Source organism: Rhizobium sp. 62_C5_N11_2, from assembly GCF_051811185.1.
In the GTDB taxonomy this organism is placed as follows: domain Bacteria; phylum Pseudomonadota; class Alphaproteobacteria; order Rhizobiales; family Rhizobiaceae; genus Rhizobium; species Rhizobium leguminosarum.
Genome location: NZ_JBPWPW010000003.1, coordinates 53,335 through 79,341, shown reverse-complemented (window position 1 = coordinate 79,341; position 26,007 = coordinate 53,335). Strand labels below are relative to the sequence as shown.

The 26,007-nt window shown below is 61.6% G+C and carries 21 protein-coding genes and 1 pseudogene; 11 read left to right on the top strand and 11 right to left on the bottom strand.

The window, feature by feature from the left end; all coding sequences use genetic code 11:
* The first annotated feature begins 141 nt into the window (after positions 1–141).
* Positions 142–1,860, top strand: a complete 1,719-nt coding sequence (locus AB8B31_RS29410) for an adenylate/guanylate cyclase domain-containing protein (RefSeq protein WP_018246280.1) — start codon at positions 142–144, stop codon at positions 1,858–1,860.
* On the top strand, positions 1,860–2,738 hold the full coding sequence (locus AB8B31_RS29405; protein ID WP_018246279.1) for an FkbM family methyltransferase: 879 nt from the start codon (positions 1,860–1,862) through the stop codon (positions 2,736–2,738). The genes AB8B31_RS29410 and AB8B31_RS29405 overlap by 1 nt, the downstream gene beginning before the upstream one ends.
* 30 nt (positions 2,739–2,768) lie before the next feature.
* Here AB8B31_RS29405 and AB8B31_RS29400 read toward each other — a convergent pair whose 3' ends face one another.
* The 8 genes from AB8B31_RS29400 to AB8B31_RS29365 all read right to left on the bottom strand — a co-directional run bounded on the left by AB8B31_RS29400 (position 2,769) and on the right by AB8B31_RS29365 (position 10,633).
* The gene (locus AB8B31_RS29400; RefSeq protein ID WP_018246278.1) at positions 2,769–3,668 is read right to left on the bottom strand and encodes an RDD family protein; all 900 of its coding nucleotides are present in this window, start codon (positions 3,666–3,668) and stop codon (positions 2,769–2,771) included.
* Entirely contained in the window at positions 3,665–4,741 is a 1,077-nt protein-coding gene (locus AB8B31_RS29395; RefSeq protein ID WP_018246277.1) for a stage II sporulation protein M, read from the bottom strand. The genes AB8B31_RS29400 and AB8B31_RS29395 overlap by 4 nt, the downstream gene beginning before the upstream one ends.
* Positions 4,741–6,060, bottom strand: coding sequence for a DUF58 domain-containing protein (locus AB8B31_RS29390; RefSeq protein WP_018246276.1), 1,320 nt, complete (start codon positions 6,058–6,060; stop codon positions 4,741–4,743). Before AB8B31_RS29390 ends, AB8B31_RS29395 begins: the two co-directional genes overlap by 1 nt.
* Positions 6,061–7,017 carry an AAA family ATPase gene (locus AB8B31_RS29385; protein WP_018246275.1) on the bottom strand — a complete coding sequence of 319 codons (957 nt, stop codon included), beginning with the start codon at positions 7,015–7,017 and terminating at the stop codon, positions 6,061–6,063.
* Positions 7,004–8,278: a hypothetical protein gene (locus AB8B31_RS29380; RefSeq protein WP_018246274.1), complete on the bottom strand. Its 1,275-nt coding sequence runs from the start codon at positions 8,276–8,278 to the stop codon at positions 7,004–7,006. Before AB8B31_RS29380 ends, AB8B31_RS29385 begins: the two co-directional genes overlap by 14 nt.
* Entirely contained in the window at positions 8,271–9,026 is a 756-nt protein-coding gene (locus tag AB8B31_RS29375) for a hypothetical protein (protein ID WP_018246273.1), read from the bottom strand. Before AB8B31_RS29375 ends, AB8B31_RS29380 begins: the two co-directional genes overlap by 8 nt.
* A gap of 3 nt (positions 9,027–9,029) precedes the next feature.
* Positions 9,030–9,476 (bottom strand): DUF805 domain-containing protein, encoded by a 447-nt coding sequence (locus AB8B31_RS29370; protein WP_018246272.1) that lies wholly within the window; start codon positions 9,474–9,476, stop codon positions 9,030–9,032.
* 251 nt (positions 9,477–9,727) lie between these two features.
* On the bottom strand, positions 9,728–10,633 hold the full coding sequence (locus tag AB8B31_RS29365) for an NAD(P)/FAD-dependent oxidoreductase (RefSeq protein ID WP_018246271.1): 906 nt from the start codon (positions 10,631–10,633) through the stop codon (positions 9,728–9,730).
* A gap of 131 nt (positions 10,634–10,764) precedes the next feature.
* Here AB8B31_RS29365 and AB8B31_RS29360 point away from each other — a divergent pair, with 131 nt between their 5' ends.
* Positions 10,765–11,220 carry an Rrf2 family transcriptional regulator gene (locus AB8B31_RS29360; RefSeq protein ID WP_018246270.1) on the top strand — a complete coding sequence of 152 codons (456 nt, stop codon included), beginning with the start codon at positions 10,765–10,767 and terminating at the stop codon, positions 11,218–11,220.
* Between the two features lie 7 nt (positions 11,221–11,227).
* Here AB8B31_RS29360 and AB8B31_RS29355 read toward each other — a convergent pair.
* A pseudogene (locus AB8B31_RS29355) lies at positions 11,228–11,347 on the bottom strand (class I SAM-dependent methyltransferase); the annotation flags it as partial.
* 350 nt (positions 11,348–11,697) lie between these two features.
* Between AB8B31_RS29355 and AB8B31_RS29350 the strand changes: the two are divergent.
* Positions 11,698–13,488, top strand: a complete 1,791-nt coding sequence (locus AB8B31_RS29350; RefSeq protein WP_018246268.1) for an ABC transporter ATP-binding protein — start codon at positions 11,698–11,700, stop codon at positions 13,486–13,488.
* Positions 13,489–13,564: 76 nt separating this feature from the next.
* On the opposite strand, the gene AB8B31_RS29345 is transcribed toward AB8B31_RS29350, so the two are convergent.
* Positions 13,565–14,044 (bottom strand): class I SAM-dependent methyltransferase, encoded by a 480-nt coding sequence (locus AB8B31_RS29345; RefSeq protein WP_018246267.1) that lies wholly within the window; start codon positions 14,042–14,044, stop codon positions 13,565–13,567.
* Positions 14,045–14,218: 174 nt separating this feature from the next.
* On the opposite strand from AB8B31_RS29345, the gene AB8B31_RS29340 reads away from it, so the two are divergent.
* Positions 14,219–15,445 carry a DUF3095 domain-containing protein gene (locus AB8B31_RS29340; RefSeq protein ID WP_018246266.1) on the top strand — a complete coding sequence of 409 codons (1,227 nt, stop codon included), beginning with the start codon at positions 14,219–14,221 and terminating at the stop codon, positions 15,443–15,445.
* Here the strand turns inward: AB8B31_RS29340 and AB8B31_RS29335 are convergent.
* On the bottom strand, positions 15,435–16,772 hold the full coding sequence (locus AB8B31_RS29335; RefSeq protein ID WP_018246265.1) for a nucleotide sugar dehydrogenase: 1,338 nt from the start codon (positions 16,770–16,772) through the stop codon (positions 15,435–15,437). The genes AB8B31_RS29340 and AB8B31_RS29335 overlap by 11 nt on opposite strands.
* A 454-nt stretch (positions 16,773–17,226) precedes the next feature.
* Here AB8B31_RS29335 and AB8B31_RS29330 point away from each other — a divergent pair, with 454 nt between their 5' ends.
* The 6 genes from AB8B31_RS29330 (at position 17,227) to AB8B31_RS29305 (ending at position 26,001) form a co-directional block, all read left to right on the top strand.
* A complete protein-coding gene (locus AB8B31_RS29330; RefSeq protein ID WP_026188741.1) occupies positions 17,227–18,570 on the top strand; it encodes an adenylate/guanylate cyclase domain-containing protein in 1,344 nt (447 codons plus the stop codon).
* A 154-nt stretch (positions 18,571–18,724) separates the two neighbouring features.
* Positions 18,725–20,620, top strand: a complete 1,896-nt coding sequence (locus AB8B31_RS29325) for an ABC transporter ATP-binding protein (RefSeq protein WP_018246263.1) — start codon at positions 18,725–18,727, stop codon at positions 20,618–20,620.
* Positions 20,614–22,521: an ABC transporter substrate-binding protein gene (locus AB8B31_RS29320; protein WP_439007594.1), complete on the top strand. Its 1,908-nt coding sequence runs from the start codon at positions 20,614–20,616 to the stop codon at positions 22,519–22,521. The genes AB8B31_RS29325 and AB8B31_RS29320 overlap by 7 nt, the downstream gene beginning before the upstream one ends.
* A 4-nt stretch (positions 22,522–22,525) precedes the next feature.
* Positions 22,526–23,524: an ABC transporter permease gene (locus AB8B31_RS29315; RefSeq protein WP_018246261.1), complete on the top strand. Its 999-nt coding sequence runs from the start codon at positions 22,526–22,528 to the stop codon at positions 23,522–23,524.
* Complete coding sequence (locus tag AB8B31_RS29310; protein ID WP_018246260.1) at positions 23,524–24,696, top strand: ABC transporter permease; 1,173 nt, start codon at positions 23,524–23,526, stop codon at positions 24,694–24,696. The genes AB8B31_RS29315 and AB8B31_RS29310 overlap by 1 nt, the downstream gene beginning before the upstream one ends.
* 96 nt (positions 24,697–24,792) lie before the next feature.
* On the top strand, positions 24,793–26,001 hold the full coding sequence (locus AB8B31_RS29305; protein ID WP_018246259.1) for a glycosyltransferase family protein: 1,209 nt from the start codon (positions 24,793–24,795) through the stop codon (positions 25,999–26,001).
* The last annotated feature ends 6 nt before the right edge of the window (positions 26,002–26,007 follow it).

Here is a 26,007-nt window from a genome sequence, read left to right as displayed (position 1 = left end):
GCGCCTGTCGGGAAAATTCCACTATTGTCCCTTTGCCGAAAACTTGCGCATAAGCATATGGAATGTGATCGCGATCGAAGCAATTCCGCCTCTTTCCCAATCTCTATGGGCGTGCGGTTACATCGACAAGAACGGGAATGAATGACGACGGTCTCGGCCACAGGGATTTTTTCGGAACGGACGATCAGAAGGGCGAGGCTCGGTTCCGGCCTCGTCATTTTCATCTTCGTCGTGCTGCATTTGTCGAACCACGCGATTGGCCTGATTTCCGTCGCCGCCGCCGATAAAGCCGCCCATCTCTTCCTGGCGATCTGGCGCAATCCCCTGGGGACCGCCGTCTTCTATTCGTCGGTCCTCATCCATATCGCGCTGGTACTGCGCGCCATCTATATGCGTCGCAGCCTGGTCATGCCGAAGGGGGAAATGGCGCAGATCGTGCTCGGCTTGATGATCCCGCTGCTGCTTATGGATCATGTTATCGGCACGCGCATCGCCCACGAGTTCTACGGCTACATCGATGATTACGAGACGGTCGTCGGTTCGCTGTGGATCCGGAATCCGGCAAACGGCGCGCGGCAGGGGCTCGCCGTCGTCGCCGTCTGGATCCACGGCTGCATCGGCATCCATTTCTGGCTGCGCTACCGCTCCTGGTACCCGGACTTCGCACCGCTCATGCTGGCGCTCGCCATCCTCGTGCCGGTGCTCGCGCTGCTCGGTTTCGTCGAAATGGGCCGGACACTCGCCGACCCGTCCTACCAGCAGTCAATGACGGTCAGCGCTTACAAGGAGGGCGTCAACACCCGTTACGCCTCGAACCCGGACGTTCACCGTCAGGTCGCCATGATCCGTGCCGGGCTCTACGGCGCCTTCTCGGCCTCGCTGCTCATCGTCGTCGTCGCCCGCGCCCGGCGCAGGCTGAAGGAGCGGCTCGACCAGGTTGCCGTGAATTATCCGGGCGGCGAGGTGATCCGTGTGCCACGCGGCTTCTCGGTGTTGGAAGCGAGCCGGCTCGGCGGCTTGCCGCATTATGCCGTCTGCGGCGGCAAGGGCCAGTGCTCCACCTGCCGCGTGCAGATCCTCGGCGATTACGAAAGCCTGCCTGCCCCGGACAAGATGGAACAGACGACCCTGAAGCGCATCAATGCCGGCCCGGATGTCCGGCTCGCCTGCCAGCTTCGTCCGAACCGCGACGTTGCCGTCGCGCCGCTTCTCGTGCCGGCGATCGAGGCTGCGCTTCCCGCCAACAGCCAGGAGACAAGCCCCGGCCGCGAACGCGAGATCGCCGTGCTCTTCGTCGATATCCGCCATTTCACCACGCTGACGGAAACCCGCCTGCCCTTCGACGTCGTCTTCCTGCTGAACCGCTATTTCGCCATCATCGGCAAGGCGGTGGAGCAGGCGGGCGGGCGGCTCGACAAGTTCATCGGCGACGGCGCCATGGCGCTCTTCGGCCTCAATACCGCGCCGGAGGAAGCCTGCCGCCAGGCGCTCAACGCGGCAGCAGCGATCGTCGCCGAGATCGATAAACTCGCCGCCGAGCTGGCCGATGAACTGGCACTGCCGCTGCGCATCGCCATCGGCATTCACACCGGCCCGGCCGTCGTCGGCACGATGGGATACGGCCGGGTCCGCAGCATGACGGCGATTGGCGATACCGTCAATGTTGCGAGCCGGCTCGAGACCGCCGCCAAGGAGTTCGAGGCGGCGATCGTCATCTCCGAGCCGGTAGCGAACCTTTCGGGTGCTGACCTCGCCGGCATCGAAAGCCGTGAAATCAGTGTGCGCGGCCGGGCCCTGCCCTTGAAGGTCTACGTCATTCCGAGAGAGAAAGCGGCAGAACCGCTCGAAGGAAAAGACTGATGCCCGGCAAGCCCTGGCTGACCGCCAAATACTGGAGCCGCCGCCTGCGCAAGGCGCGCAATGCTGCCGCTTCGCGCTTCTTCGACACCCGCTTCGGCCGCCGCCTGCTGATCGAGAATATCGGCCCGCGCGTCGTCTCGATGACTGTCGACGCCGGCGACCATCTGATGACCTTCTCGCCCTCGGACTATATTGGCCGCAAGGTCTTCCGGAAGGGCCATTTCGAGCGCGAGGCCGTTGACCGGCTGATCGTCATCCTGCGCGAGCGCGGCCTGCTCAGAAAGGTCGCGACACTGCTCGAGATCGGCGGCAATATCGGCACCCAGACGGTCTATTTCGCCTTGAGCGACACTTACGCTCAGATCGTCAGCGTCGAGCCCGATCCACGCAATTTCCCGCTGCTTGCCCTCAACATTCGCCAGAACCGGCTGGAGGAGAAGGTCCGCCTCGTCAACTGCGCCGCCGGCGAGAGCGAAGGCGAGATCGACTTTTTCCTCAACCTCAACAATCACGGCAAGAGCAGCGCCATCCGCCAAAGCCCGACGGACAGGAAGATCAGCGTGCCGGTGAAGCCGGTCTCGGAGATCCTTGCCGGACTTTCAATCGACCCGGCCGCGATCGGCCTCGTCTGGATGGATATCGAAGGCTACGAGCCGGTCGCCTGCCGCTCGATGCAGCCGCTGCTTGCCCGCCGCGTGCCGCTCTACATGGAGTTCACGCCGCTCTTCTACGGAGCAGAGGGAACGAAAGCCTTCATATCAATGCTATCAGGCTTCTACGAGGATTGCCTCGTCCTCTTCGAGGACCGCGAGGTGGAGATGAAGGTGCGGGATCTGCCGGGCGATGTCGATCAGTACAACGTGCTGTTTTTGCCGTAGAAGGCGCGTTGTTTCGGAAACGACGTCGCATCAAACAAGTTTCTTCGCCTCTGTTCGCGAATGCTCATGATATTTGTTTTCGCGAAGCGTGCCGAAAAGCTTCAAGCTCTCCAGATGCTCGCGCTGGGCGCAATAGAACTCGTTGAGGAAGTGCAGCTCCCGGCCGGGCTTCACGGTGTCTTCATACCGGATCCTCCGGGTAATGGTGCGCACGATCTGTTCGATCTCTTTATGGTTGGACGTCTTTGTCGAGTCGCGAAGCACGTCCTCCAGCGTCTGCAGCTCATATTTGCCGTAGACATCGAGATGCTCGGCCAAGAATTCGTACTCCGCCTGCGTCGACGCGGCGGCGGGGGCGGACAACGCGAGGTCGGACAGCAGCACCGAGCGCGGAGTGTCGACCACCAGGGTGCCGGCAATGATGTCGCCGAGCCTCTGCCGGCGCCGGTTGGTAAAGGGAACGACGACGACCGCCAGAAGCCAGAGGCTCGTCAGACCGTTTTCCCAGGCCGACTGCGTGTCGACCGAAGCCAAAAGGCCCATGGGGGCGAAAATCTCCACCTGTTTCATCAGGTTGCGTGCGGTCACCTGGTGCGGCGTAAGCCGCCGTCCGTCCACATTGATGACGCGGATGCCCGTTATTCTTTTTCCGAGCGTGCGTCCGTTCCAGATGAGTTCCGAGAGGATGTAATAGGGGATCTGCACCAAAAAACCGAGCAGCACCATGAGCATCGCCTCCGCCGTCATAGGCAGCACGCCTGTGAAGATGATGGCGGTGGCACAGATGAATATGATGATTGTGGTGAAGACGATGTCGAGGAATTGCGCGCCGAAACGGGTTCCGAGCGAGGCAATGGCGAAGGTGATCGGGACGCCCTCCGGCGGGATGAACTGCTCGACGCGCTTGCCGTCCTTGTCTGTCCGGTTCATCGCACCGCCTCACGCGACGCTTTGCTTTCGCGGCCTGCAAGCAGCAGCCAGCCCACCCAGCAGACGCCCATCCCCCAGCCGATGATGAGACGCCAGGTCGGATCCTGTATCAGCTGGCGCAGGAAGCCTTCGATGAAGGCTGCCGCGACAAGCATCAGCCCTGCGAGGATGGCGAGCTTGACGGCATCATGCGCCTGGTGGCGCAAGGCTTCCTTTCGTGTTCTGGCACCGGGAAGGAGAACGGCAAGTCCGAGCCTTGCCCCACCCGCGCAAGCAATGGCGATGGCCGCAAGCTCGGTCACGCCGTGGATCGAGAGCCAGGCGAAGACGTCGTAGCCCAGCCCTCTGCGATAAAACATCGCGAAGAACGCGCCGAGGATCAGACCATTGTAAAAGGTCAGGATGAAGCTCGGCACCGACACGAACACACCAAGGGTGAAGATCAGGATGACGATGGTCGTGTTGTGGGAAAAGAGAAAGGCGGAAAATGCGGCCAGCCGGTCGCTGTCATGCCCTTCATCGCCATAGATGGTCGAACGGAGGTAGTCGGTCGAGGCATCAGGCGTACGCTGGTCGGCCATCTCCGGCGGCACCAAGGTATAGAACCAGCTCGGATCGTTGGCGCAGAGCCTGTATCCGGCAGCCGCCCCCAGAATGAGCGCCAGGAAGCCGATGAACAAAGGTAGGGCCGAGCGACGCACGGCCTGGGGAATGCCGTGCGACAGCAGGCGCCTCATCAGGCCGCCCAGGCTTTCCTGCGGGGCGTAGACGACGAGATAGGCCCGGGCGCAGAGGCTTTCCAGATAGGCAATCAGGGCGCGATCGAGAGAAATATCGCGCGCCACGCTCAGCGAGTTCATCGCCTGCCTGTAGCCGCTGGCGAGATTGCGGACCTCATCATAGCCGAGCGCGGCTGCGCCCCCTTTCTCGGCACGCGTCACGAGTTCGTCCAGTTGACGCCAGTGTGCCTCGCGCTCCAACCGGAAGCGGGCCGAACGAAGCGTATCGTTCTGGACAGCGCCGACATCGACTGTCGCACCCTTATCCATCCTGCCGTCGATACCGATATCCATCATATCATCTCACGGGATTTGATTTCGATGTAGCGCGCAATGAGATCCGAAGTCAGTGCCTCCGGCGTGCTATCGAGGCAAAGCACGCCGATACGCGCCAGCTTTTCCATGACGGCGCGCCTTTCGTGAAGGATCTGGCGTGCCGCAACCGAGCGAGCGACGGCATCGAGCGTCGTTTCCTCGGGTTCGATGAGCTTTCCCAGCATCGGATCGCGCAAGGCGACATAGACGACGAAGTGATGCCGGGCGAGCACCTGTATGTTCTCGATCATCAGCTCCGCCGTGATGGTGTCGACGAAATCGGAGAATATCACAACCAGCGACCGTCGCTTCAGGCGTCCGGACAGGTGGGTCAGTCCCAAGGTATGGTTGGTCTCCTGGGTTTCGTAGCGCAGCCCGGCGCACACCGTCTGCAGCCGCGGAAAGGCCGCTCGTCCGGGCAAGGCCGGCACGAACAGACGCGGACGGCTGTCGAAGCTGTAGAAGCCGACGAGATCGCCGGCAAGGCCTGCACCCCAGCACATGGCGAGCGCCGCATTGATGGCGCGATCGAGCTTCGTGAAGCCGGCAAGCTGTTCGCCCATCAGCCGCCCGGAATCGACGCAGAGGATGATCTGGTGGTTTCGTTCGGCCCGCATCTCGCGCACGACGAGACTGCGCATGCGCGCCGACCGCTTCCAATCGATGCTGCGCGGATCCATGCCGCTAGCAAATTCCCGCAGCTGGTGGAATTCCGATCCCTCGCCACGCAACCGCAAATCCTTCTGGCCGGCCTCCAGCGGCAGGATCTGGGTCTTGATCGCTCCCGACAGCACCGGCGATATGTCGGGCTGGACTGCGATCTCTTTGCCCACCGGCATGCGCGCGATGATCTCGAGCAGCTTCAATCGCGATGGCCACTTCAGCCACAGCTCGTTGACCGCGTATCGTCCCCGCCGGGTCAGATGAAGGTCCAGAGAGGCCTTGACCTCCCCTTCCCCGGCACCCGATGCAGGGTTGAGCCATCTGATTTCGTCGACGACAAGCTCGAGAGCGAGATCGAGCCGGATTTCGATTTTCCGGGGCAGCACGCCCTTCTGCGGCCGTACGCCGACCGTGAACGCGGTGGTGTGGCCGACAAAGCCTTGCGGCGGCAGATCGAAATCGATCGTCATCCTGCCCGCCAAGTTGGAGATGACCAGATCGGCGACCGTGAGCGCTGCGATTGCAAGCCACATGAGGAGTAGGAGATAGCTCATGTCGCGCCACCACACGCTGGTGAAGACTGTCACCGCGGCGGATATCAGAACGAGCGCGATCAGAGTGGAGGACGGCCGCATTTAACGGGGCGCATCCACGCGGTTCATGATATTGCGCAGCACCTCGTCCGGCGTGCGCCCGTCAATTTCCGCCGAGGGCGAAAGCACGATGCGATGGCGCAAGGCGGGCACCAGCAACGCCTGGACATCGTCCGGCAAGCCGTAGTCCCTTCCCTCAAAAGCCGCGCGCACGCGCACTGCCGATGCAACGGCGTCGGCTGCGCGGGTGGATGCGCCGTAGAGAATGTCGGGATCGGAGCGCGTGGCGCGCACAAGGTCGACGATGTAGGTCAGGATCGTGTTGTCCAGATGGATCGCATCGATCAGCGCCCGCCCTGTAGCGAGTGCGGCACTCGTGACAAGCGGACGGATGCCGGCATTGCGCAGGTCTGATTTCAGCGCCTGCGTCGCGTGTTTGGAGAGGATGGCAATTTCCGTATCGCGGCTGGGAAAATCGACGACAAGCTTGAACAGGAAGCGATCGAGCTGTGCTTCGGGCAAGGGATAGGTGCCCTGCTGCTCGATCGGGTTCTGCGTGGCAAGCACGAAGAAATCCGGCCCCAGGGAATAATCCGTTCCATCAAGCGTGACCATCCGCTCGTTCATCGCCTGCAGCAGGGCGGATTGCGTCTTCGGCGGCGCGCGATTGATCTCATCGGCGAGAAGAATGTCGGTAAAGACCGGGCCCTTGGTCAGGTGGAACTGATTTGTCTGGAAGTTGAAGAGATTGACGCCCAGAACATCGCCGGGCATCAGGTCTGGCGTGAATTGGATGCGACGATATTGCAGCGCCATGGCGGCGGAGACCGACCGGGCAAGCAAGGTTTTGGCCGTGCCGGGCGGACCTTCGACCAGGCAATGCCCGCCGGCAAAGATCGAGATCAGGACGAGATCGATGATCGCATCCTGCCCCTGCACCGCTTTGCCGATCTCGCCACGAACCGCAGCGATAAGATTACGAAATTCACCTAGATCCAAGGTCAATGCTCCCCAGCGATTTTCTGAATGTCTCGAGATTGCGGTGCAGATTAGCCCGCGTCATCAGATGTCCACGATCGATCAGCGCCTGTGCTGACGAGTGCAATGCTTTCGCCGCCGCCTGATCGCGGCGCGCCAGACGCTGAAACAGCCGCTCTATGCCCGCCTCGTTTCCCGCTCCAGGGCCGAAGACCAGTTGCGCCTTGTCCGCAAGCAGATGGAGCACGAACTGTCCGGTCATCCGGCCATCATTGCCCGACAGGCGCAGCAGACGCGCCGTCGCGTCGATCGCGGCAGACTTCGACAGCTCGATGTTTCCGGATGTCTCGTTCAAGGCAGGCCCGAAGCGATAGGCGCCGCGCCAGAAACAAATGGCTGCAACGACGAGCAACACTCCCCAGATGACGGACAGCGGATAGGCGAAAAACCGCTTGAAATCGGAGGCAGAGCGCTCGTAGGTCCGGCCCTCATCCGCCGGTTTCTTGCTATCCAGAGGCAAGCCTGATGTATCCAGATAGGCCGGCCGCTTCTGGCCCGCTCCGCGCAACAGCGTCACGAGCGACACGGCAAAGGAGGCGTTATCGGCGAGAGCCAGTCCATGATTGTTCAACAGGTCGGGATCCGACAGCAGATAGATGTTGGGGTCGTCCTCGCCACGCAGGAGCAGTGCGCCCGACGGTGTGCCCGCGAGCTCCTCCCAACCACCCGGGAGGCTCGACCGTTCGAAGGTTTGCGCCTGATAGAGGGCGATACTGATGGGCTGCCCCGGGTACAGCTGCGGCTGCGCCTCTTCAAAATCGGTGCTGCTACGGGCGAAGCCAAAATCTGAATAACCGATCTTGTCGAGTTCGCTGCCGATATCGGCGAGATCGACCAGTCTCGATTTGCTGGCAATACCATCCGTTGAAACGCTGCCCTGCCACTTCGGCAAAATGATCAGCGTTGGCAGGGCATAGCGGTTTGACTCCCGGATCGGACTTTCCGGGCCTGCATCATCCGCTTCCTCGTTTACCTGAGGTGCGACAGTCTCGCCTTGGCGTATCGACAAGGGAATGATGCGCAGCGAGATTTCCGAACGCGCTCGGGCGACATGAGGGTCGGATCGGACGACAGGGATACCCTTGGCTTGCAGCCACGATTCCAACCCCTTGTTGCCGAGGGCTGAGCGGTCGAAATCGCTGCCGCGCGACAGCGCAAAGACTGCCAGCGCCGCCAGCGCAAGCAACAGCCCCAGAAACAGAAGAGGGCCCGAGTTACGCATTGGCCACTCTGCCTGATGATAGCAAGCCGCGCGCGGTCGTAAGAAGGACGCTAAAATGGCTTTCCGCGAGCGTGCGGCCGCCGTAATGAACGAGCTCCACTGCGGTCAGAAAATTTTCAAGCCGATCGCGGTCGGGCATGTTGCTCGGTAGACGGGCGAAAACAGCCCGCTCCGTATCCGAACGGAAAAGCCGTGTTCCGGTCACGTCAGCCGCGTGAAGCAGGCAATGTCTGAGCAGCAGGACAAGCGCCTGCCGTCGATCCGCCATGGCGGCAATGCGGTGCAGGAAGTCGCTCGGCTTTTCCTCGGCCTCGGCTGCCGATATGCGCCAGCTTTCCGGCGCCTCCCCCTGCCGCTTGATGTCGCGTGGGGCCGATGAAAGCAAGACGCCGCCATTACCGAAGCGGATCCACAAGCCGATGACCAGGATGAGACCGACAAGCACGACGGCAACCGCCAGAGACCCGCTGACGACCGGCTCCCGCGGGATCATCAACGGTTTGCGTTGTGGTGACGATGTTGTCGTATTCGACGCCGGTTCGACCTTTGGAGAGGCATCGCCATAGACGAGCGTGCAGCGCAATCCATTCTGCTGGCACTGCGCCGCATATTCGGCTCCGACGGCGCTCCTTTGATGATCACCGCCCCCAATCTGCTGACTGTCACTTCCCTGCGCCTGCGCAAGTGAAAACTGAGCCGAGGCGGCGAGCAACAAAGCCGCCAGCAGGCCGAGGTTGCGGATGACCATGCTCTAGGCGAAGACTTCTGCTCTCACTTCGGGGCGCAGAGGATCGGGCCCGAACTTGTTCGGACCCTCCGTGCCCCTGAGCACGCAAATCACCAACATCGCAAGGCCTGCAATGAAACCGACGGCGGGAATCATGTTCAGGATGAACAGTGCGAGATACCACCAAGCGGAAATGTTGCGATCATGGAAGCGGCGAACCTGAAGAGATATCTGCGGCAAAAACATTGCAAGCGCGAACAATCCACCGACGGCCCCGAAAGCGAATAACACTGACGAAGGTCCATCCTGAATATCGGAAAAGGCACCGGCCAAACTGGCCACGATTAGAAGTGCGATCCCTACAAGCACATAGAACAGTTGAAACCACCAGAACTCCGAGCGGGAGGCCCTGCCGGAAAAGGTTGCATATTTCTGCGTTAGAACAGTCCGAACGGCTTCAGTAAACCCCATTTCAATGCCCCCATTTATGCTGACGCAAGCGCGGTGATCCCCGGTCTCACTATCCTCTTGCTCGCAGTCATTTCAGACGAAAAACAGCTACAATTCAAACGTAGAAATTGCAATAAGTTGGTTGCATCGGGTCATTATTTTAAAAGCAATGCTTAACGCGTTGAGATTTTCACCTCGATGACCGCAAGGTGGACGTGAAGGTCCCTGACCTGTTGGGGAGAATTTCACCCGTTTAACGGGCTGTTTCCGCCTTACGCTCCCAACTGCATGACAAGCGATTGATGGCAGTGCACGCCGACGAGCACGCCTGAGGCGGAGGCGAGTGTGGCATTGTGCATGGCGCTTGCCGCATCGCCGGCGGCGAAGACACCCTTGACGGTGGTTTCCTTGTTGTCACCGGTGCGGATGATCGGCCCGAACGGGCCGCCGTCGAAGGCGCAGCCGAGCTGTTCGGCAACCGGGCTCGCCATTGCCGTTTTCGGCGCGACGAACACGGCATCGAGCGGCACGACGCGGCCATCGGCGAGGCGAACGGCCTCGAGCTTCGGATTGTCGCCCAACAATTCGACGATAGGGCTGCGTTCGATCCGAACGCCCCGGGCGCTCAGCTTCAGCAATTGCTCTTCATCGGGCTCGAATAGCGCCTGGGTGAAAAAGGTCGTTACTCCCCAGTCCGGAATCATCATGGCCGAATGGGCCGAATGCGGATGGTTTGCGAGAACGCCGAGCTTGCCGCCGCCCACCTCGTAACCGTGGCAATAGGGGCAGTGCAGCGCGGAGCGGCCCCATCGCTCCTTGAGGCCGGGGATCTCGGGCAGCGTGTCGCTGACGCCGGTTGCGAGCACGATGCGCGCGGCTCGTTCTTCGCCGCCGTCTTCGGTGCCGACAATGAACGCGTCACCATCCCTCCGTGCCCGAACGACTTTCCCCTGGCGGATGGTGATGGTCGGATAAAGCGAAAGCTGCTGCTTTCCCTCTTGCATGATCGCCGCCGGCGTTTGGCCGTCCTGGCCGAGGAAGCCGTGCGACGCTTCAGAAAACCGATTGCGCGGCGCGCCGGCGTCAACCAGCAGAACCCGCCGCCGTGCCCGGGCCAGCTGCATCGCTGCCGACAAGCCGGCGAAGTTTCCGCCGATGACGATGGCTTCGAACGACATGGAACTCTCCCTTGATATGGAACTCACGACTCAACATAAGTTACATGATCTGGCGCCGTCAAGCATCATGTTACTTGTCTTGTTACGATCCGCTTGCGATAATGACCCGCCCGATCGACAGGAAGAGAACCATGCGCAACGACAGCCGCCTTTCACGCATGCTGCACGTGCTGATCCACATGGATAAGCACCAGCACGCTTCGACCTCCGACATGATTGCGAAAATGCTGAACACCAATCCCGTCGTCGTCCGCCGCACCATGGCCGGTCTTCGCGAACAGGGCTACGTCCGCTCCGAAAAAGGCCATGGCGGCGGCTGGACGCTGGTACGTCCGCTGTCCGAGATCACCCTGCTCGACGTCTACAACGCCATCGGCGAACCGCATCTCTTCGCCATTGGCCCGGCCGACGACCAGCCGCAATGCCTTGTGGAACAGGCGGTGAATGTCGCCCTTGGCGACGCGATGAAGGAAGCCCAGGCCCTGCTGCTGCGACGATTGGACAGCGTGACGCTGGACAAAATCGCAGCCGACTTCGAGGCAAAACTGACCGCGCTCCCGGCCACATCCTATTCCTGCGCTTCTTGAGCGGGGATTACGTCCTGCGGTAGAGGAAATAACGGCCCTCCTTCACGTCGGCAGGCAGAGGCAGAAGCTCGGGGTGCTCCAGCGGCAGACCACCGACGGCGCCGCCGCTACGGGCGAGCACGCCGGCCCAACCGTCTCGTGGCAAGCGCACAAGGTGTGTCGTTTCCGCATCACTTTCCGTAAGGTTGCAAAAATCCGCTTGGCAATGGCGCATTGCTTCGGTACAAAACGCTCACCGCTTTAGTTCGAACACAAGGGAGGCGTTGCATGCCAGCAATCATCGAAACCTTCCCGTGCGGAATGTCCCGACGCTAGGTCATTTCCATTCGCGGCCCGCCTTAAGCGCGCCCGACATGCGGTTTTCCCTTAATTCATAGCCCGATTGATCTGACGGGATCATTTCGTCTCCCGCTTGGGCTGTGCCATCCAACTCTCTATTTTGAGGACCGGTCGCCGACACGGCGCCGAGCGATTAAAATGACTCGCAAGAAGCTCGATTTCCGCGCCGATGCCTATCGCCATGTGCTCGGCTTTGTTTTCCATCATTGGCGCCATCGGCCTGTCTTGGTGGGCGGTATCATCGTGTTGGTGATATCAAGCACCCTGGCAGAAGTCATGGTGCCGGTTTTCTCAGGCGAGATCGTCGATGCCATTGCCGGCGGCAATGCGGCTGACCGGGCGCTGCGCGCCTTCGTCATCGTCGTGGCTCTGGGCCTGACCAGCGTGGCACTGCGCTGGTTCATCTTCAACGGCATCATCCGGCTGACGCTGCGCACCATGGCGGATGTGGTCAATAACGGTTTCCACAAGGTGCAGCGGTTCTCGACCGACTGGCACGCCAACAGCTTTGCCGGTTCGACGGTGCGCAAGATCACCCGCGGCATGTGGGCGCTCGACGCGCTTAACGATCTGCTGCTGGTAGCGCTGCTGCCGTCCATCGTCATGCTGGTCGGCGCCAGCATCGTGCTCGGCAGCTACTGGCCCATCATGGGCCTGATCGTGGCTGCGGGCTCGCTGATCTATATCGGTGTCACCGTGGCGCTTTCCATGGGCTTCGTGTCGCCGGCGGCAAGGCTTGCCAATGCCTGGGACACCAAGCTTGGTGGCGCACTGGCGGATGCCATCAGCTGCAATTCGGTGGTCAAGGCCTTCGGGGCCGAGAGCCGCGAAGAGACGCGACTGGGCCAGGTGCTGGCCAGATGGGACAGCCGCACGCGGCGGACATGGAAGCGCGGCACATTGAGCGGCACGATCCAGGGCTTCATGATGGTTTCCATGCAGGCCGGTATTTTGGGAACGGGCCTGGTGATGTGGCAGCAGGGGCTGGCGACGCCTGGCGACATCACCTTCGTGCTGGCCATGTTCTTCGTTCTGCAAGGCTATCTGCGCAATGTCGGCCAGGACATCCGCAATCTGCAGCGTGCCGTCAACGACATGGAAGAACTGGTGCTGCTCGACAAGATGCCGCTTGGCATCGAGGACAAGCCGAACGCCAAGCCTATCAAGATTGGCGAGGGCGAGATCGTCTTCGATCGCGTGACCTTCCAATATGGCGCTCATCCCACCCCGCTTTATGAGGATTTTTCGGTCATCATCAAGCCGGGTGAGCGCGTGGGCCTGGTGGGGCATTCGGGCTCCGGCAAGACCACCTTCGTCAAGCTCATCCAGCGCCTCTATGACGTGAACTCGGGCGCAATCCGCATTGACGGGCAGGATATCGCAGGTGTTAGGCAATCCAGCCTGCGCGGCCAGATCGCCATCGTGCAGCAGGAGCCCATTCTGTTCCACCGCACGCTGGCGGAAAACATCGCCTATAGCAGGCCGAACGCCTCGCGCCGCGAGATCGAGCACGCAGCGAAACAGGCGAGCGCCCACGACTTCATCATGGACCTTCCCAAGGGCTATGAGACACTGGTGGGGGAACGCGGCGTCAAGCTGTCGGGCGGCGAGCGGCAGCGTGTCGCCATTGCCCGTGCCTTCCTGGCTGATGCGCCGGTGCTGATCCTGGACGAAGCGACATCGAGCCTCGACAGTGAGAGCGAAGTGCAGATCCAGCAGGCCATGGAACGCCTGATGAGCGGCCGCACGACGCTTGTCATCGCGCACCGGCTGTCCACGGTGCGAGCGCTGGACCGGCTGCTGGTCTTCGACAAGGGAAATATCGTTGAAGAAGGCGACCACCAGGCGCTGATCCGGCTTAACAACGGTATCTATCGCCGGCTGTTCGAACGGCAGGCGCTGGAACTGACCAAGGGTCTGGTGGCGTGAACCGAAACACTACAGCGCCCCGCTTCTTTTCAGACGCGCAAGGACGCTGTAGCACTTTGAATTGCGGCAGATTCCTTTACGTCCTCCGATAGAGGAAATAACGGCCTTCCTTGATCCCGTCTGGCAGCGGCAGCGCCACCAGCTCGGGATGCTGCAGCGGCAGCCCGCTGACGGCGACGCCGTTATGGGCAAGCACGCCGGCCATCAGCTGTGGCAACCACGTCAGTGTCACCGCGTCGACCTCGTCATGGCCGGTGCCGATATCGGCATGGGCAAGGGCTGCACCGATGCCGACGAAGGCCTGGCCGGACTCGCGGATATTGCCAGTGACCATGTCTTGCGCCTCTGGTGTCGAGGCCGAATAGGAACGGACTTCCCAGTCGAAAGCGACAATGCGCCGGCCGGGAAAGTTCTCGCGCAGGTGATCATAGGTGCGGCCGTTGCCAAGGCCGAACTCCAGAACCGGGCCCTCAATTTCCCCCACCAGATCGATGATCGAGTTCAGAATGTCGCGTTGAGCCGTCAACCGGCGAATGAAGCTGTCGAGGCGGCTCATCTAATCCGTATCCGTCATGAAATCGTTAGCGGTCCTGGAGCAATTCCAGCAAAAAGTGCGGCAGCGGTTTTGCGTTCGGAATTGCGTAAAAACAAAAAGATAGAGCGTTTCCGAGTGTCCCGGAAACCAGAAAAGGCTCTAACACATGAAACCTCGCCAAGTCGATTGCCGTAAATGGGAATTGGCGTTGCAGTGGCAACATGGGTCTGTGCTAAGCTCGATGACATGAAAACCGTGACCGACGAAGATTTCTTTGCCGAAGTGCCGCTCTTCAGCGAATTCGAGGGCGTGACCGACGCCGCCAACTACCGGCCGCTGCCGGATGGATGGGTGATGGCGCTCGCCGATATCGTCGGCTCGACGCAGGCGATCGGCGCCGGCCGTTACAAGGACGTCAACATGGCGGGCGCCAGCGTCATTTCAGCGGTGTTGAATGCCGTCGGCAAGGGCGACTATCCCTTCGTCTTCGGCGGCGACGGCGCGCTGATCGCACTTCCGGGTTCACTGGAGGCGGCGGCACGCGAGGCTCTTGCCGCCGCGCAGGTCTGGGTCGAGGAGGATCTGAACCTGGTGCTGCGCATCGCCATCGTGCCGGTCGCCGACACCCGCGCCGAGGGCCTCGACGTCCGCGTCGCACGTTACTCCGCAAGCCCTTATGTCACCTATGCGATGTTCTGGGGCGGCGGCACCAGCTGGGCCGAAAGACAGATGAAACTCGGCCGTTACGGCATTGCCCGCGCGCCCGCTGGAACCCGCCCGGATCTCACCGGTCTCTCCTGCCGGTGGAGCCCGATCGATGCTAGAAACGGCGAGATCGTCTCGATTATCGCCGTGCCCGGCGAAGGCCGGCCAGGCCGGGAATTTCAAGAGCTCGTCAGCGGCATCGTCGCCATCACCACCGAGCAGAACCGGGACAGCCATCCGGTACCGGCCGATGGTCCGGACCTTGCCTTCTCGCTGCATGGTATCAATCGCGAGGCCAAGGCCACCGCGCCACCCAGCCGGCGGTTGTGGCAGAAGCTCTTCATCTTCCTGCAGCTCGGCATCACCGTCGCGTGCTACAGGCTCGGCATTCCGCTCGGCCGCTTCGATGCCCGCCGCTACAAGCGCGACGTCGCCGACAATTCCGATTTCCGCAAGTTCGACGACGGGCTGAAGATGACGATCGACGTCGACGCCGAACACCTGAAGCGCATCGAGACTTTGCTGCAACAGGCCCAAGCCAAGGGTGTGGCCCGCTACGGCCTGCATCGGCAATCCTCAGCGCTGATGACCTGCTTCGTGCCGACGCCGATCGCGCGCGATCACATCCATTTCATCGATGGCGCCGCCGGCGGTTATGCGGTGGCCGCCAGCCAGATCACCGGCAAGTCGCTTTCGGCTGTTTCCGTCACGCCTTGATGACGTGATCGGCCGAGAGGCCGAGCCGGTTGAAGACGTTGCGCGTGTCGACAATCAGCGAGGCGTTTTTTGCGAGCGTCGCATAATCCACCTTGTCGTGGTCGGTCGCGACCAGCACCGCATCGTAGCCGGCGATGGTCTCCGGCGTCAGCGCCACCGATTTGCGGCCCTTCAGCGCCTGGTATTCGCGCGTCGGCGGGATCTCGGCGACGAAGGGATCGTGATAATCCGCCCGCCCGCCACGCTCCTCGATGATCTCGATCAGCCGCAGCGACGGGCTCTCTCTTATATCAGCGACGTTCTTCTTGTAGGCGAGCCCGAGCACCAGCACCCTGCTGCGGCTCAGCGCCTTGCCGGCGCGGATGTCGAGCGCCTCGGCAAGCTTGCCGACGACATGACGCGGCATTGCCGAATTGATCTCGCCGGCAAGTTCGATGAAGCGGGTCGGCAGCTCGTATTCGCGCGATTTCCATGTGAGGTAGAAGGGATCGATCGGGATGCAATGGCCGCCGAGACCCGGGCCGGGATAGAAGGGCATGTAGCCGAAGGGCTTGGTCTTGGCCGCGTCGATCACTTCCCAGACGTCGATGCCCATCGCCGCATAGACGGTCTTCAGCTCGTTGACGAGGGCGATGTTGACCGAGCGGAAGATGTTTTCGGTGAGCTTCACCGCCTCGGCCGTCGCATTCGAAGAGACCGGAACGACTGACGATACCGCCGCGCCATAGAAGGCCTTCATCAGCGCCAGCGCCTCGGCCCCGTCGCCGGCGACGACCTTGGGGATGGTGGCGGTATGATAGTGTTGGTTGCCTGGGTCCTCGCGCTCCGGCGAGAAACCGACAAAGAAGTCCGAGCCGGATTTCAGCCCGGTGCGTTCGAGAATGACCTTTACCACATCATCGGTCGTGCCGGGATAAGTGGTCGATTCCAGCACGACGAGCTGACCGGGGCGCAGGTGCGCAGCAATCGAGCGCGACGTCGCCTCGACGAAGGAAAGATCGGGATCACGATGCTTGGTGAGCGGCGTCGGCACGCAGATGATGATGACGTCACACTCGTCGAGGCCGGCGAAATCGGTCGTCGCCTTGAAGCGGCCCGCATCGATCTCAGCGGAAAGTGCTGCGTCGGTCACCGCGTCGATATAGGACCGGCGGGCATCGAGAGCCACCATCTTGCCTGGATCGATGTCGAAACCGGTGACCGCAAAGCCGCTGCGCGCCACCGCCATCGCCAGCGGCAGACCGACATAGCCGAGGCCGATGATACCGGCACGCGCCGCGCGGGTTTCGATCTTCTGCAAAAGCGTATCGAAGGAGGAGAAGGCCAAGGCGGGATCTTTCAAACGGGGAAGAGAAGGCTGATCTAATGCATGATCCGGGCAAATTAAACCCGGGCTCCGTCTCTCCGCTGACGAGAGGAGCAGAAAACACGGCCGCGACCCCTTGCGATGCTTATCGGATGTGGCTGACCGGGTGTGGCCGAAATGACTCGGTGACGGCCCTTGCTGCAACTTGAGCGCACAAAAAATTGCGCATCCCATTGTTTCGCATTTGCAGCATCCCTATTTTGACTTTTGATAATGAACCACCTGGAAAGGACAACCCGTCCGATCCCCCGATATGGGGAGCTGAGGGGCGCCGCTGCCGGGCTTTCGGCAGATCCGTTGACACAATAATACCGCTCGTACATCCTGATTTCCTTGTGACCTGCGCATGAAAATGTGCCGGCCGAGGGACTTTTGGCTCTTGGGGATGGCGTGCCTTATGAGGATCATACCGAGAATGAGCACGATCGAATCCAGCGTGTCCTCCATCCTGTTGGACCGGGTCGCTGAATGGCTGACGAACTCTTCGCTGGCCGGAGACGAGCTTGAAAATATCGTCCGTGGTTTCTGCGAAAGGCTCACGGCTGCAGGCCTGCCGCTTGCGCGCGTGCATCTTTCCTTTTCGATGCTGCATCCGCTCTACGATGCGCTCAGCTTCACCTGGCGGCGCGCCAGCGGCGTCACCATCGAAGGCTTCCGTATGCCCGCCGGGCAAAAGCCGGATCGCTTCCTGCAGAGCCCCTATTACTACCTGCTCGACAACAATCTGCAGCACATCCGCCGCCGGCTGCTGCAGGATGGGCCGAACGAATTTCCCATTTTCGAAGACCTGCGTAAGGACAGCATCACCGACTACCTGGCCTTCGTGCAGCCCTTCGGCGACGGCTCGGTGCAGGGCATGATGGGTTCCTGGTCGACGGACCATAACACCGGCTTTTCCGACGACATGATCGATGCGCTGCTCAGGATGCAGAACCATCTGGCGGTCGCCGCCAAGATGGCGGTGCTCGGCAAGCTCGCCAACAACATGCTGACCACCTATCTCGGCGGCGACGCCGGCAAGCGGGTGCTGAACGGCCAGATCCGCCGCGGCGACGGTGAGACGATCCGCGCAGCCCTCGTCATGGGCGACATGCGCGAATCCACCATGTATGCCGAAAAGGAAGGCCGGCAGGCCTATATCGACACGCTGAACCAGTTCTTCGATGCGATCGCCGCCCCATTCAACCGCAATGGCGGCGAGATCCTGAGTTTCCTCGGCGACGGCTTCCTCGCCGTCTATCCTTGCGGGCGCCACAAGGACCCATCGAAGATTGCCTGCGAGGCAGCGCTTTCGGCTGTCCACCAGGCGCAGGCGCGGGTCGCCGAGCTCAACAGGGACCGCGAGCAGAAAGGCCTGTCCAGGGTCGGCTACGGCATCGGCCTGCATGTCGGCAATGTCATGTTCGGCAATGTCGGCCTCAAGGACCGCCTGACCTTCTCCGCCTTCGGCTCGGCGGTCAACGAGGTCCAGCGTCTGCAGATCCTGACCAAGAAATACGGCCGCGAGGTCGTCGCCAGCCAGGCCTTCGCCGGTTATTGCGGCGGCGAGTGGACGACGCTCGGCGAGGAGAAGCTGCGCGGCATCCGCCAGAAAGTGACGGTGCTGCAGCCGCGCGCGCCCGCGCCAGCAATCAATGTCGACGAGAGCTTCCGCGAGGCCGTGCAGAACGGACTTTCAGAAGCCGAGCAGGTCATTCTCCTGCATCGCGACGCCAAGAAACAGGTCACGCGCACCAGCATGGAGAAATTCATCCAGTAACAGCTTAGAACCCCTCTCATAATCTGCGCGTCTCGCCTGGGGAACTTCGGCGGGACATGCTGGTTTTTCTATGATTGTCATCAGCTAGACACCCCGTTTGCGGTACGATAGTGTGCCTTAACGGGAACATAGAAGACTGGGGAATTTCATTGGTATGGCGTCTGCAGCCGATCTGTTGCGTATTGAAAATCTCGACGTCTCCTTCTCGGTTTTCGGTGACCGGTTACGCGTCGTAAAAGAAGCCAATCTTCGCATTCTTCCGGGCAAAGTCACCGCTCTCGTCGGTGAATCCGGCTCCGGAAAATCGGTGATCAGCCAGTCGGTCATGGGCATCCTGCCCAATCCGGCCAAGGCTACCGGCCGCATCCTCTTCACAGATCCGCTCGACGGCAGCACGACCGACATCCTGTCCTTTCCGCGCGACAGCGAGGAAATGCGCGACCTGCGCGGCCGGCGCATGGCGACGATCTTCCAGGAGCCGATGACCTCGCTCTCGCCGCTGCATACGATCGGCAATCAGATCAGCGAAGTGCTCCTGATCCACACCGAAACCGACAAGCAAGAAGCGCGCGAAAAGACCGAGGAGATGCTCGGCCTGGTCGGGTTTTCGAACCCGCATCGAACCTACGACATGTATCCGTTCGAACTGTCCGGCGGCATGCGCCAGCGCGCGATGATCGCCATGGCGCTGATCTGCAAGCCGGCCCTTCTGATCGCCGACGAGCCGACGACGGCGCTCGACGTGACGATCCAGGCGCAGATCCTCGAATTGCTCCGCGAGTTGCAGGCCAAGCTCGGCATGGCGATGCTGCTCATCACCCACGATCTCGGCATCGTCGCCAACATGGCCGACGAGGTGGTCGTCATCTATCACGGCGAGATCATGGAGGCCGGGCCGGTCGAGGATATCTTCCGCAATCCGCAGCATCCCTATCTCAAGGGGCTGATGGCCGCTGTTCCGCATTTCGACATGAAACCCGGCGAGCGGCTGAAAGCGCTGCGCGATGTGAAGGTCAATCTCGAAGCCCTTGTCGGCATGAAGAAGCCGCGCCAGGCAGAGGCGCCGGGTATCCTGCTTTCCGTCGCCAATCTCTCGAAGACCTACAAGACGCGCAAGCGCAGTTTCTTCGGCAAGCACGAAGCCACCGTCCTGCGCGCCGTCGACGACGTCAGCTTCGACATCCGCCGCGGCGAATGTCTTGGCCTGGTCGGGGAGTCCGGCTGTGGCAAGACGACGCTCAGCAAGATCCTGATGCGCGCCATCACGCCGGACAGCGGCGCCGTGGTGTTCAACGACGGCAAGGAGGTCGTCGACGTCCTCTCGGTCAAAGGCTCCGAACTGCAGGACATGCGGACCAAGATCCAGATGGTGTTCCAGGATCCGGTCTCCTCGCTCTCGCCGCGCATGACGGTGCGCAACATCCTGAGCGAACCGCTCGAGATCCATGACCGCGGCGACAGTGACGAGCGCAAGCGCAAGGTCGAAGGATTGATGGCGGCAATCGGCCTCGACAAACGTTATCTCAGCCGTTACCCGCACAGTTTTTCGGGCGGCCAGCGCCAGCGCATCGGCATCGCCCGCGCACTCGCGCTCGGCCCGAAGCTCGTCATCCTCGACGAGCCGGTTTCGGCCCTCGACGTCTCCGTGCAGGCGCAGATCCTCAACCTGTTGAAGGACCTGCAGAAGGAGCTGGGGCTTACCTATCTCTTCATTTCGCACAATCTCGCCGTCGTCGATTACATGGCCGACCGCATCGCCGTGATGTGTAAGGGCCGCATCGTCGAAATCGCGCCGCGCGAGATCATCCTGCGCGATCCGGTGCACCCGTATACGAAATCGCTGCTTGCCGCCGTCCCCTTCCCCGATCTCGACCGACCGCTCGATTTCAAGGCGCTCAGGGAAAACGGCGCCGCCGACAAGCAGAACTGGGGCGTGACCTTCACCGCCGAGCATGACGACGCTTCCGAACTTGCCTATGCCGACCTCGGCGACGGCCATCTGGTGCGCGCCCGCAAGGGCGCCGATGCCAAGGAGTTGCGTGGATGGTGACGCGTCGCACATTCCTGGGCGGCCTCGTCGGTGCGGCGATCGCGCCCGCGGTGTTGAGGGCACAACAAGCCGCCGAACCCGAATTCCTGAAGGAGCGGCTGACATCAGGCAGCCTGCCGCCGATGGCCGAGCGCATTCCGCTGCGCCCACGCATCGTCAATCTGAAAGAGATGGGGCTCGAACCCGGTGCCTACGGCGGCACGGTGCGCACGATCATCGGCAGCCAGCGCGACATCCGCTTCATGACGATCTACGGCTATGCCCGCCTGGTCGGCTACAACAAGCACCTGCAATTTCAGCCGGATATTCTGGCCGGTTTCCAGTCCGAAGACGACACGGTCTTCACCTTCACGCTGCGCGAGGGCCATAAATGGTCCGACGGCCAGCCGTTCACGGCCGACGATTTCCGCTACTGGTGGGAAGACGTCATCCTGAACGACAAGCTGACGCCCGGCGGCGGCGCGCTGGAGCTTCGTCCGCACGGCAGCCTGCCGCGCTTCGAGATGCTCGATCCGCTGACCGTGCGCTACACCTGGGAAAAACCCAACCCGATGTTCCTGCCGACATTGGCAGGCCCCCAGCCGCTCGTCATCTTCGGCCCTGGTCATTATCTCAAGCAGTTCCACAAGAAATTCCAGCCGGACCAGGCGAAGATGGACGAGCTGATGAAGACCTACCGCGTCAAGAAATGGCAGGATCTGCACATCAAGATGGCGCGTTCCTACCGTCCGGAAAATCCGAACCTGCCGACGCTCGATCCCTGGCGCAATACGACGCCGCTGCCGTCCGAGCAGTTCGTCTTCGAGCGCAACCCGTTCTTCCACCGCATCGACGAGACCGGCCGGCAGCTTCCCTATCTCGACCGTTTCATCCTCAACGTCTCCTCGTCGTCGATCATCGCCGCCAAGGCGGGTGCAGGCGAAGCCGACCTGCAGGTAACCGGCATCGATTTCAACGACTACACCTTCCTGAAGGAGGCCGAGAAGCGCTTCCCGGTGAAGGTCAATCTCTGGAAGCTCGCGCGCGGCTCGCGCATCACGCTGCTGCCGAACCTCAACTGTGCCGACGAGGTGTGGCGCGGCCTCTTCCGCGATGTGCGCCTGCGCCGCGCTTTGTCGCTGGCGATCGACCGGCACGAGGTCAACATGGTGGCCTTCTACGGCCTCGGCACGCCAAGCGCCGATACCGTCCTGCCCGACAGCCCGCTCTTCAAGCAGGAATATGCCGACGCCTTCGTGAAGTTCGATCCCGACGAGGCCAACCGCCTGCTTGACGAGCTCGGCTTGACCAAGCGCGACGACGACGGCATCCGGCTGCTGCCCGACGGGCGGCGCGCCGAGATCACCGTCGAGACCGCCGGCGAGAGCAATCTCGACACCGATGTGCTGGAGCTGGTGCACGACCACTGGGCCAATATCGGCCTTGCGCTTTATACCCGCACCTCGCAGCGCGACGTCTTCCGCAACCGCGCGATGAGCGGTTCGATCATGATGTCGATCTGGTACGGCCTCGACAATGGCGTGCCGACGGCCGACATGTCGCCCGCAGGCCTTGCGCCAACACTCGACGATCAGCTGCAATGGCCGCTCTGGGGCATGCATTACCTCTCCGCGGGCCAGGAGGGCGTTGCACCGGATCTGCCGGAGGCTGCGGAACTGGTCGACCTGCTTAGCCAATGGGGCTCGACGGCGAAATTCGAGGAGCGCCAGGTGATCTGGCATAAGATGCTGTCGCTCTATACGCAGCAGGTATTTTCGATCGGCCTGATCAACAGCACGCTGCAGCCGGTTCTTCGCGCCGCCAAACTGCAAAACCTGCCGGAGAAAGCGCTCTACGGCTTCGATCCCACCTCCTATCTCGGCGTCTATATGCCGGATGCACTCTGGTATAAGGAGGCCTGAGGCCGTGCTCAGATATATTCTCTGGCGCATCGCCGCCATGGTGCCGACGCTCTTCGTCATTTCGGCGCTGGTCTTCACCATCATCGAGCTGCCGCCGGGCGACTTCTTCGAGAGCCAGATCGCCGAGCTGCGTGCCTCCGGTGAGACCGCCAACCTTCAGGAAATCGAGGAGATGCGCCAGCAATACGGCTTCGACAAGCCGGAGATCGTGCGCTATTTTTACTGGGTCGGCGGCATGCTGCACGGTGACTTCGGGTACTCCTTCGAATATCAGCTGCCGGTCTCCGACGTGGTCGGCGACCGCCTCTGGCTGACGATGCTCGTCTCCTTCACGACGATCCTGCTCACCTGGCTGATCGCATTTCCGATCGGCATCTATTCGGCCACGCACCAATACAGCTGGGGTGACTACGGGCTGACGTTCCTCGGCCTGATGGGCATCGCCATTCCGAATTTCATGCTGGCTCTGATCCTGATGTATTTCGCCAATATCTGGTTCGGCATCTCGATCGGGCACCTGATGGACCAGCAATATATCTCGGCGCCGATGAGCTGGGAGAAGGCACGATCGATCCTCTCTCACCTCTGGATCCCGGTCATCATCGTCGGCACGGCAGGCACGGCCGGCATGATCCGGCGGCTGCGCGCGAACCTGCTCGACGAGATGCAGAAGCAATATGTCGTCACCGCGCGCGCCAAGGGCCTGCCGCCCCTCAAGGCGCTGCTAAAATACCCGCTGCGCATGGCGCTCAACTTCTTCGTCGCCGATATCGGCTCGATCCTTCCGTCGATCATCTCGGGCGCCGAGATCGTCGCGATCGTGCTGTCGCTGGAGACGACGGGGCCGATGCTCATCAAGGCACTTCAGAGCCAGGACATGTATCTCGCCGGCTCCTTCCTGATGTTCCTGGCCTTCCTCAATGTCATCGGCGTGCTGATCTCAGACATCGCACTCGGCTTCCTTGATCCCCGCATCCGTCTGCAAGGCAGGAGCACCAAATAATGTCGCCCCTTCCCGCACCCGGCGCGCCGCTTGCGCATTACGTCTCGACCGCTCCTTTCGATCCGCACGCGACCGAAAGCATGACGGCAGCGCAATCGCGCATCCATCTCGCCTCGCAAAAGCAGCTGATGTGGTGGAAGTTCAAGCAGCACAGGCTCGCTTTGATCTCCGGCATCTTTCTCGCCGCCGTCTACCTGATGATCCTGATCGTCGAGTTCCTGGCGCCCTACGGCCTGCACACGCGCAATGTCGATTTCATTCATGCACCGCCGCAGCGCGTCCACTTCTTCGACAAGGGCAGCTTCGTCGGTCCCTTCGTCTACGGCCGGAGCATGACGCTCGATATCGACACGCTCCACCGGGTCTATACCGACAAGAAGAATGACGTGCAGCCGATTCGTTTCTTCTGCCGCGGCGATGGCTATAAATTCTGGGGCTTTGTCGCCTCGAACTATCATCTTGTCTGCCCGGCGATCGGCGGGCAGATGTTCCTGCTCGGCACCGACCGGCTCGGCCGCGACGTGCTGTCGCGCATCCTTTACGGCGCGCGGATATCGCTGACGATCGGTCTGATTGGCATTTCGATCAGCTTCGTGCTCGGCATCATCATCGGCGGCCTTGCCGGTTATCGCGGCGGCATTTTCGATCTCATCGTCCAGCGCCTGATCGAAGTGCTGCAATCGCTGCCGAGCCTGCCGCTCTGGATGGCGCTGGCAGCCATCATGCCGGTGACGTGGAGCCCGATCGTCATCTATTTCGGCATCACCGTCATCCTCGGCATCATCGACTGGACGGGGCTGGCGCGTGCCGTGCGCTCCAAACTCCTGGCGCTGCGTGAGGAGGATTATGTCCAGGCCGCACAGCTGATGGGCGCCAGCACGCCGCGCATCATCGGCCGACATCTGGTGCCGGGCTTCATGTCGCATCTCATCGCTTCGGCGACGATTTCCATCCCCGGCATGATCCTTGGAGAGACCGCGCTCTCCTTCCTAGGCCTCGGCCTTCGTCCGCCGATCACCAGCTGGGGCATTCTGCTGACCGAGGCAAAAAGCGTCAGCGTCATCGCCTTCTATCCATGGCTGCTCTATCCGATCATTCCTGTTGTTCTTGTCATTTTGGCGTTCAACTTTCTGGGAGACGGCTTGCGTGATGCGGCAGATCCCTACAAATAGCAGGAAATGCGGCGGTACGTCACGGCACCGCCCCCTCCTCTTGGCCTCCCGACGGTGGGGGCACTAAGTATGTCGCTCACCCCAGAAGGGATGCCCATGTCCAGACGTCTCGAAGATGCGCGCATCCTCATGTACAGCCACGACACCTTCGGTCTCGGCCATCTGCGCCGCTGTCGCGCCATCGCCCATGCGCTGGTGGAGGATTATCGCGGCCTCAACATTCTGATCATTTCGGGTGCCACGATCGCCGGCGCCTTCGACTACCGCGCCCGCGTCGACTTCGTGAAGATCCCGAGCGTCATCAAGCTGCGCAACGGCGAATATACGTCGCTTGCCAGCCATATCGACCTGCACGAGACGTTGAAGATGCGCGAGTCGAGCATTCGCCACACGGCCGAGACCTTCCAGCCAGATATCTTCATCGTCGACAAGGAACCGATGGGGCTGAAGGGCGAGGTCGAGGATACGTTGGCTTATCTCAAGGCTCGCGGTACCGTCCTGGTGCTCGGCCTGCGCGAGATCATGGACGCGCCGCATCTGCTCGAGGCCGAGTGGAAGAAGAACAGCATCATGCAGAAGATCGACCAATATTACGACAGCGTCTGGGTCTATGGTCCGCCGGATTTCTACGATCCGCTGATCGGCCTCGACGTGCCGGCCAGCCTGCGCCGGAAGATGGATTTCGTCGGCTTCCTGCAGCGCAGCGTCTCCAGGGGAAAGACCTCAATCAACGCCCGCAAGGATAATTACATCCTCGTCACGACTGGTGGTGGCGGCGACGGCTCCGATCTCGTCCACGACGTCATGAACGCCTACGAGGCCGACCCGACGCTGACGCAGAAGGCGCTCGTCGTGCTCGGTCCCTATATGCCGGCCGCCGAGCGGGCCAAGCTGGTGCAGAAGGGAGAAGCGATCCCCTATATCGAGGTGATCGAGTTCGACAACCACATGGAAGAGCTGATCGACAGCGCCACCGGCGTCGTCGCCATGGGCGGCTACAACACCTATTGCGAGATCCTCTCCTTCGACAAGCCGGCCCTCATCGTGCCGCGCGTCAAGCCACGCGAGGAACAACTGCTGCGCGCCCAGCGGGCAAGCGAGCTCGGCCTCGTCGACATGCTGCTGCCGGATCAGTCGGTCGACCCCACCATCATGGCCGAAGCGCTGAAGCGCCTGCCCTTCCGCCAGCCGCCGTCGAAGAGCGGCGGCAATATGCGTCTCGAAGGGCTGGACCATATCTCGCAGACCGTCGGCCGGTGGATCGACGGCCGCGGCAGCCACCTTTCCCTCGTCGGCGCGGAATAGGGCACA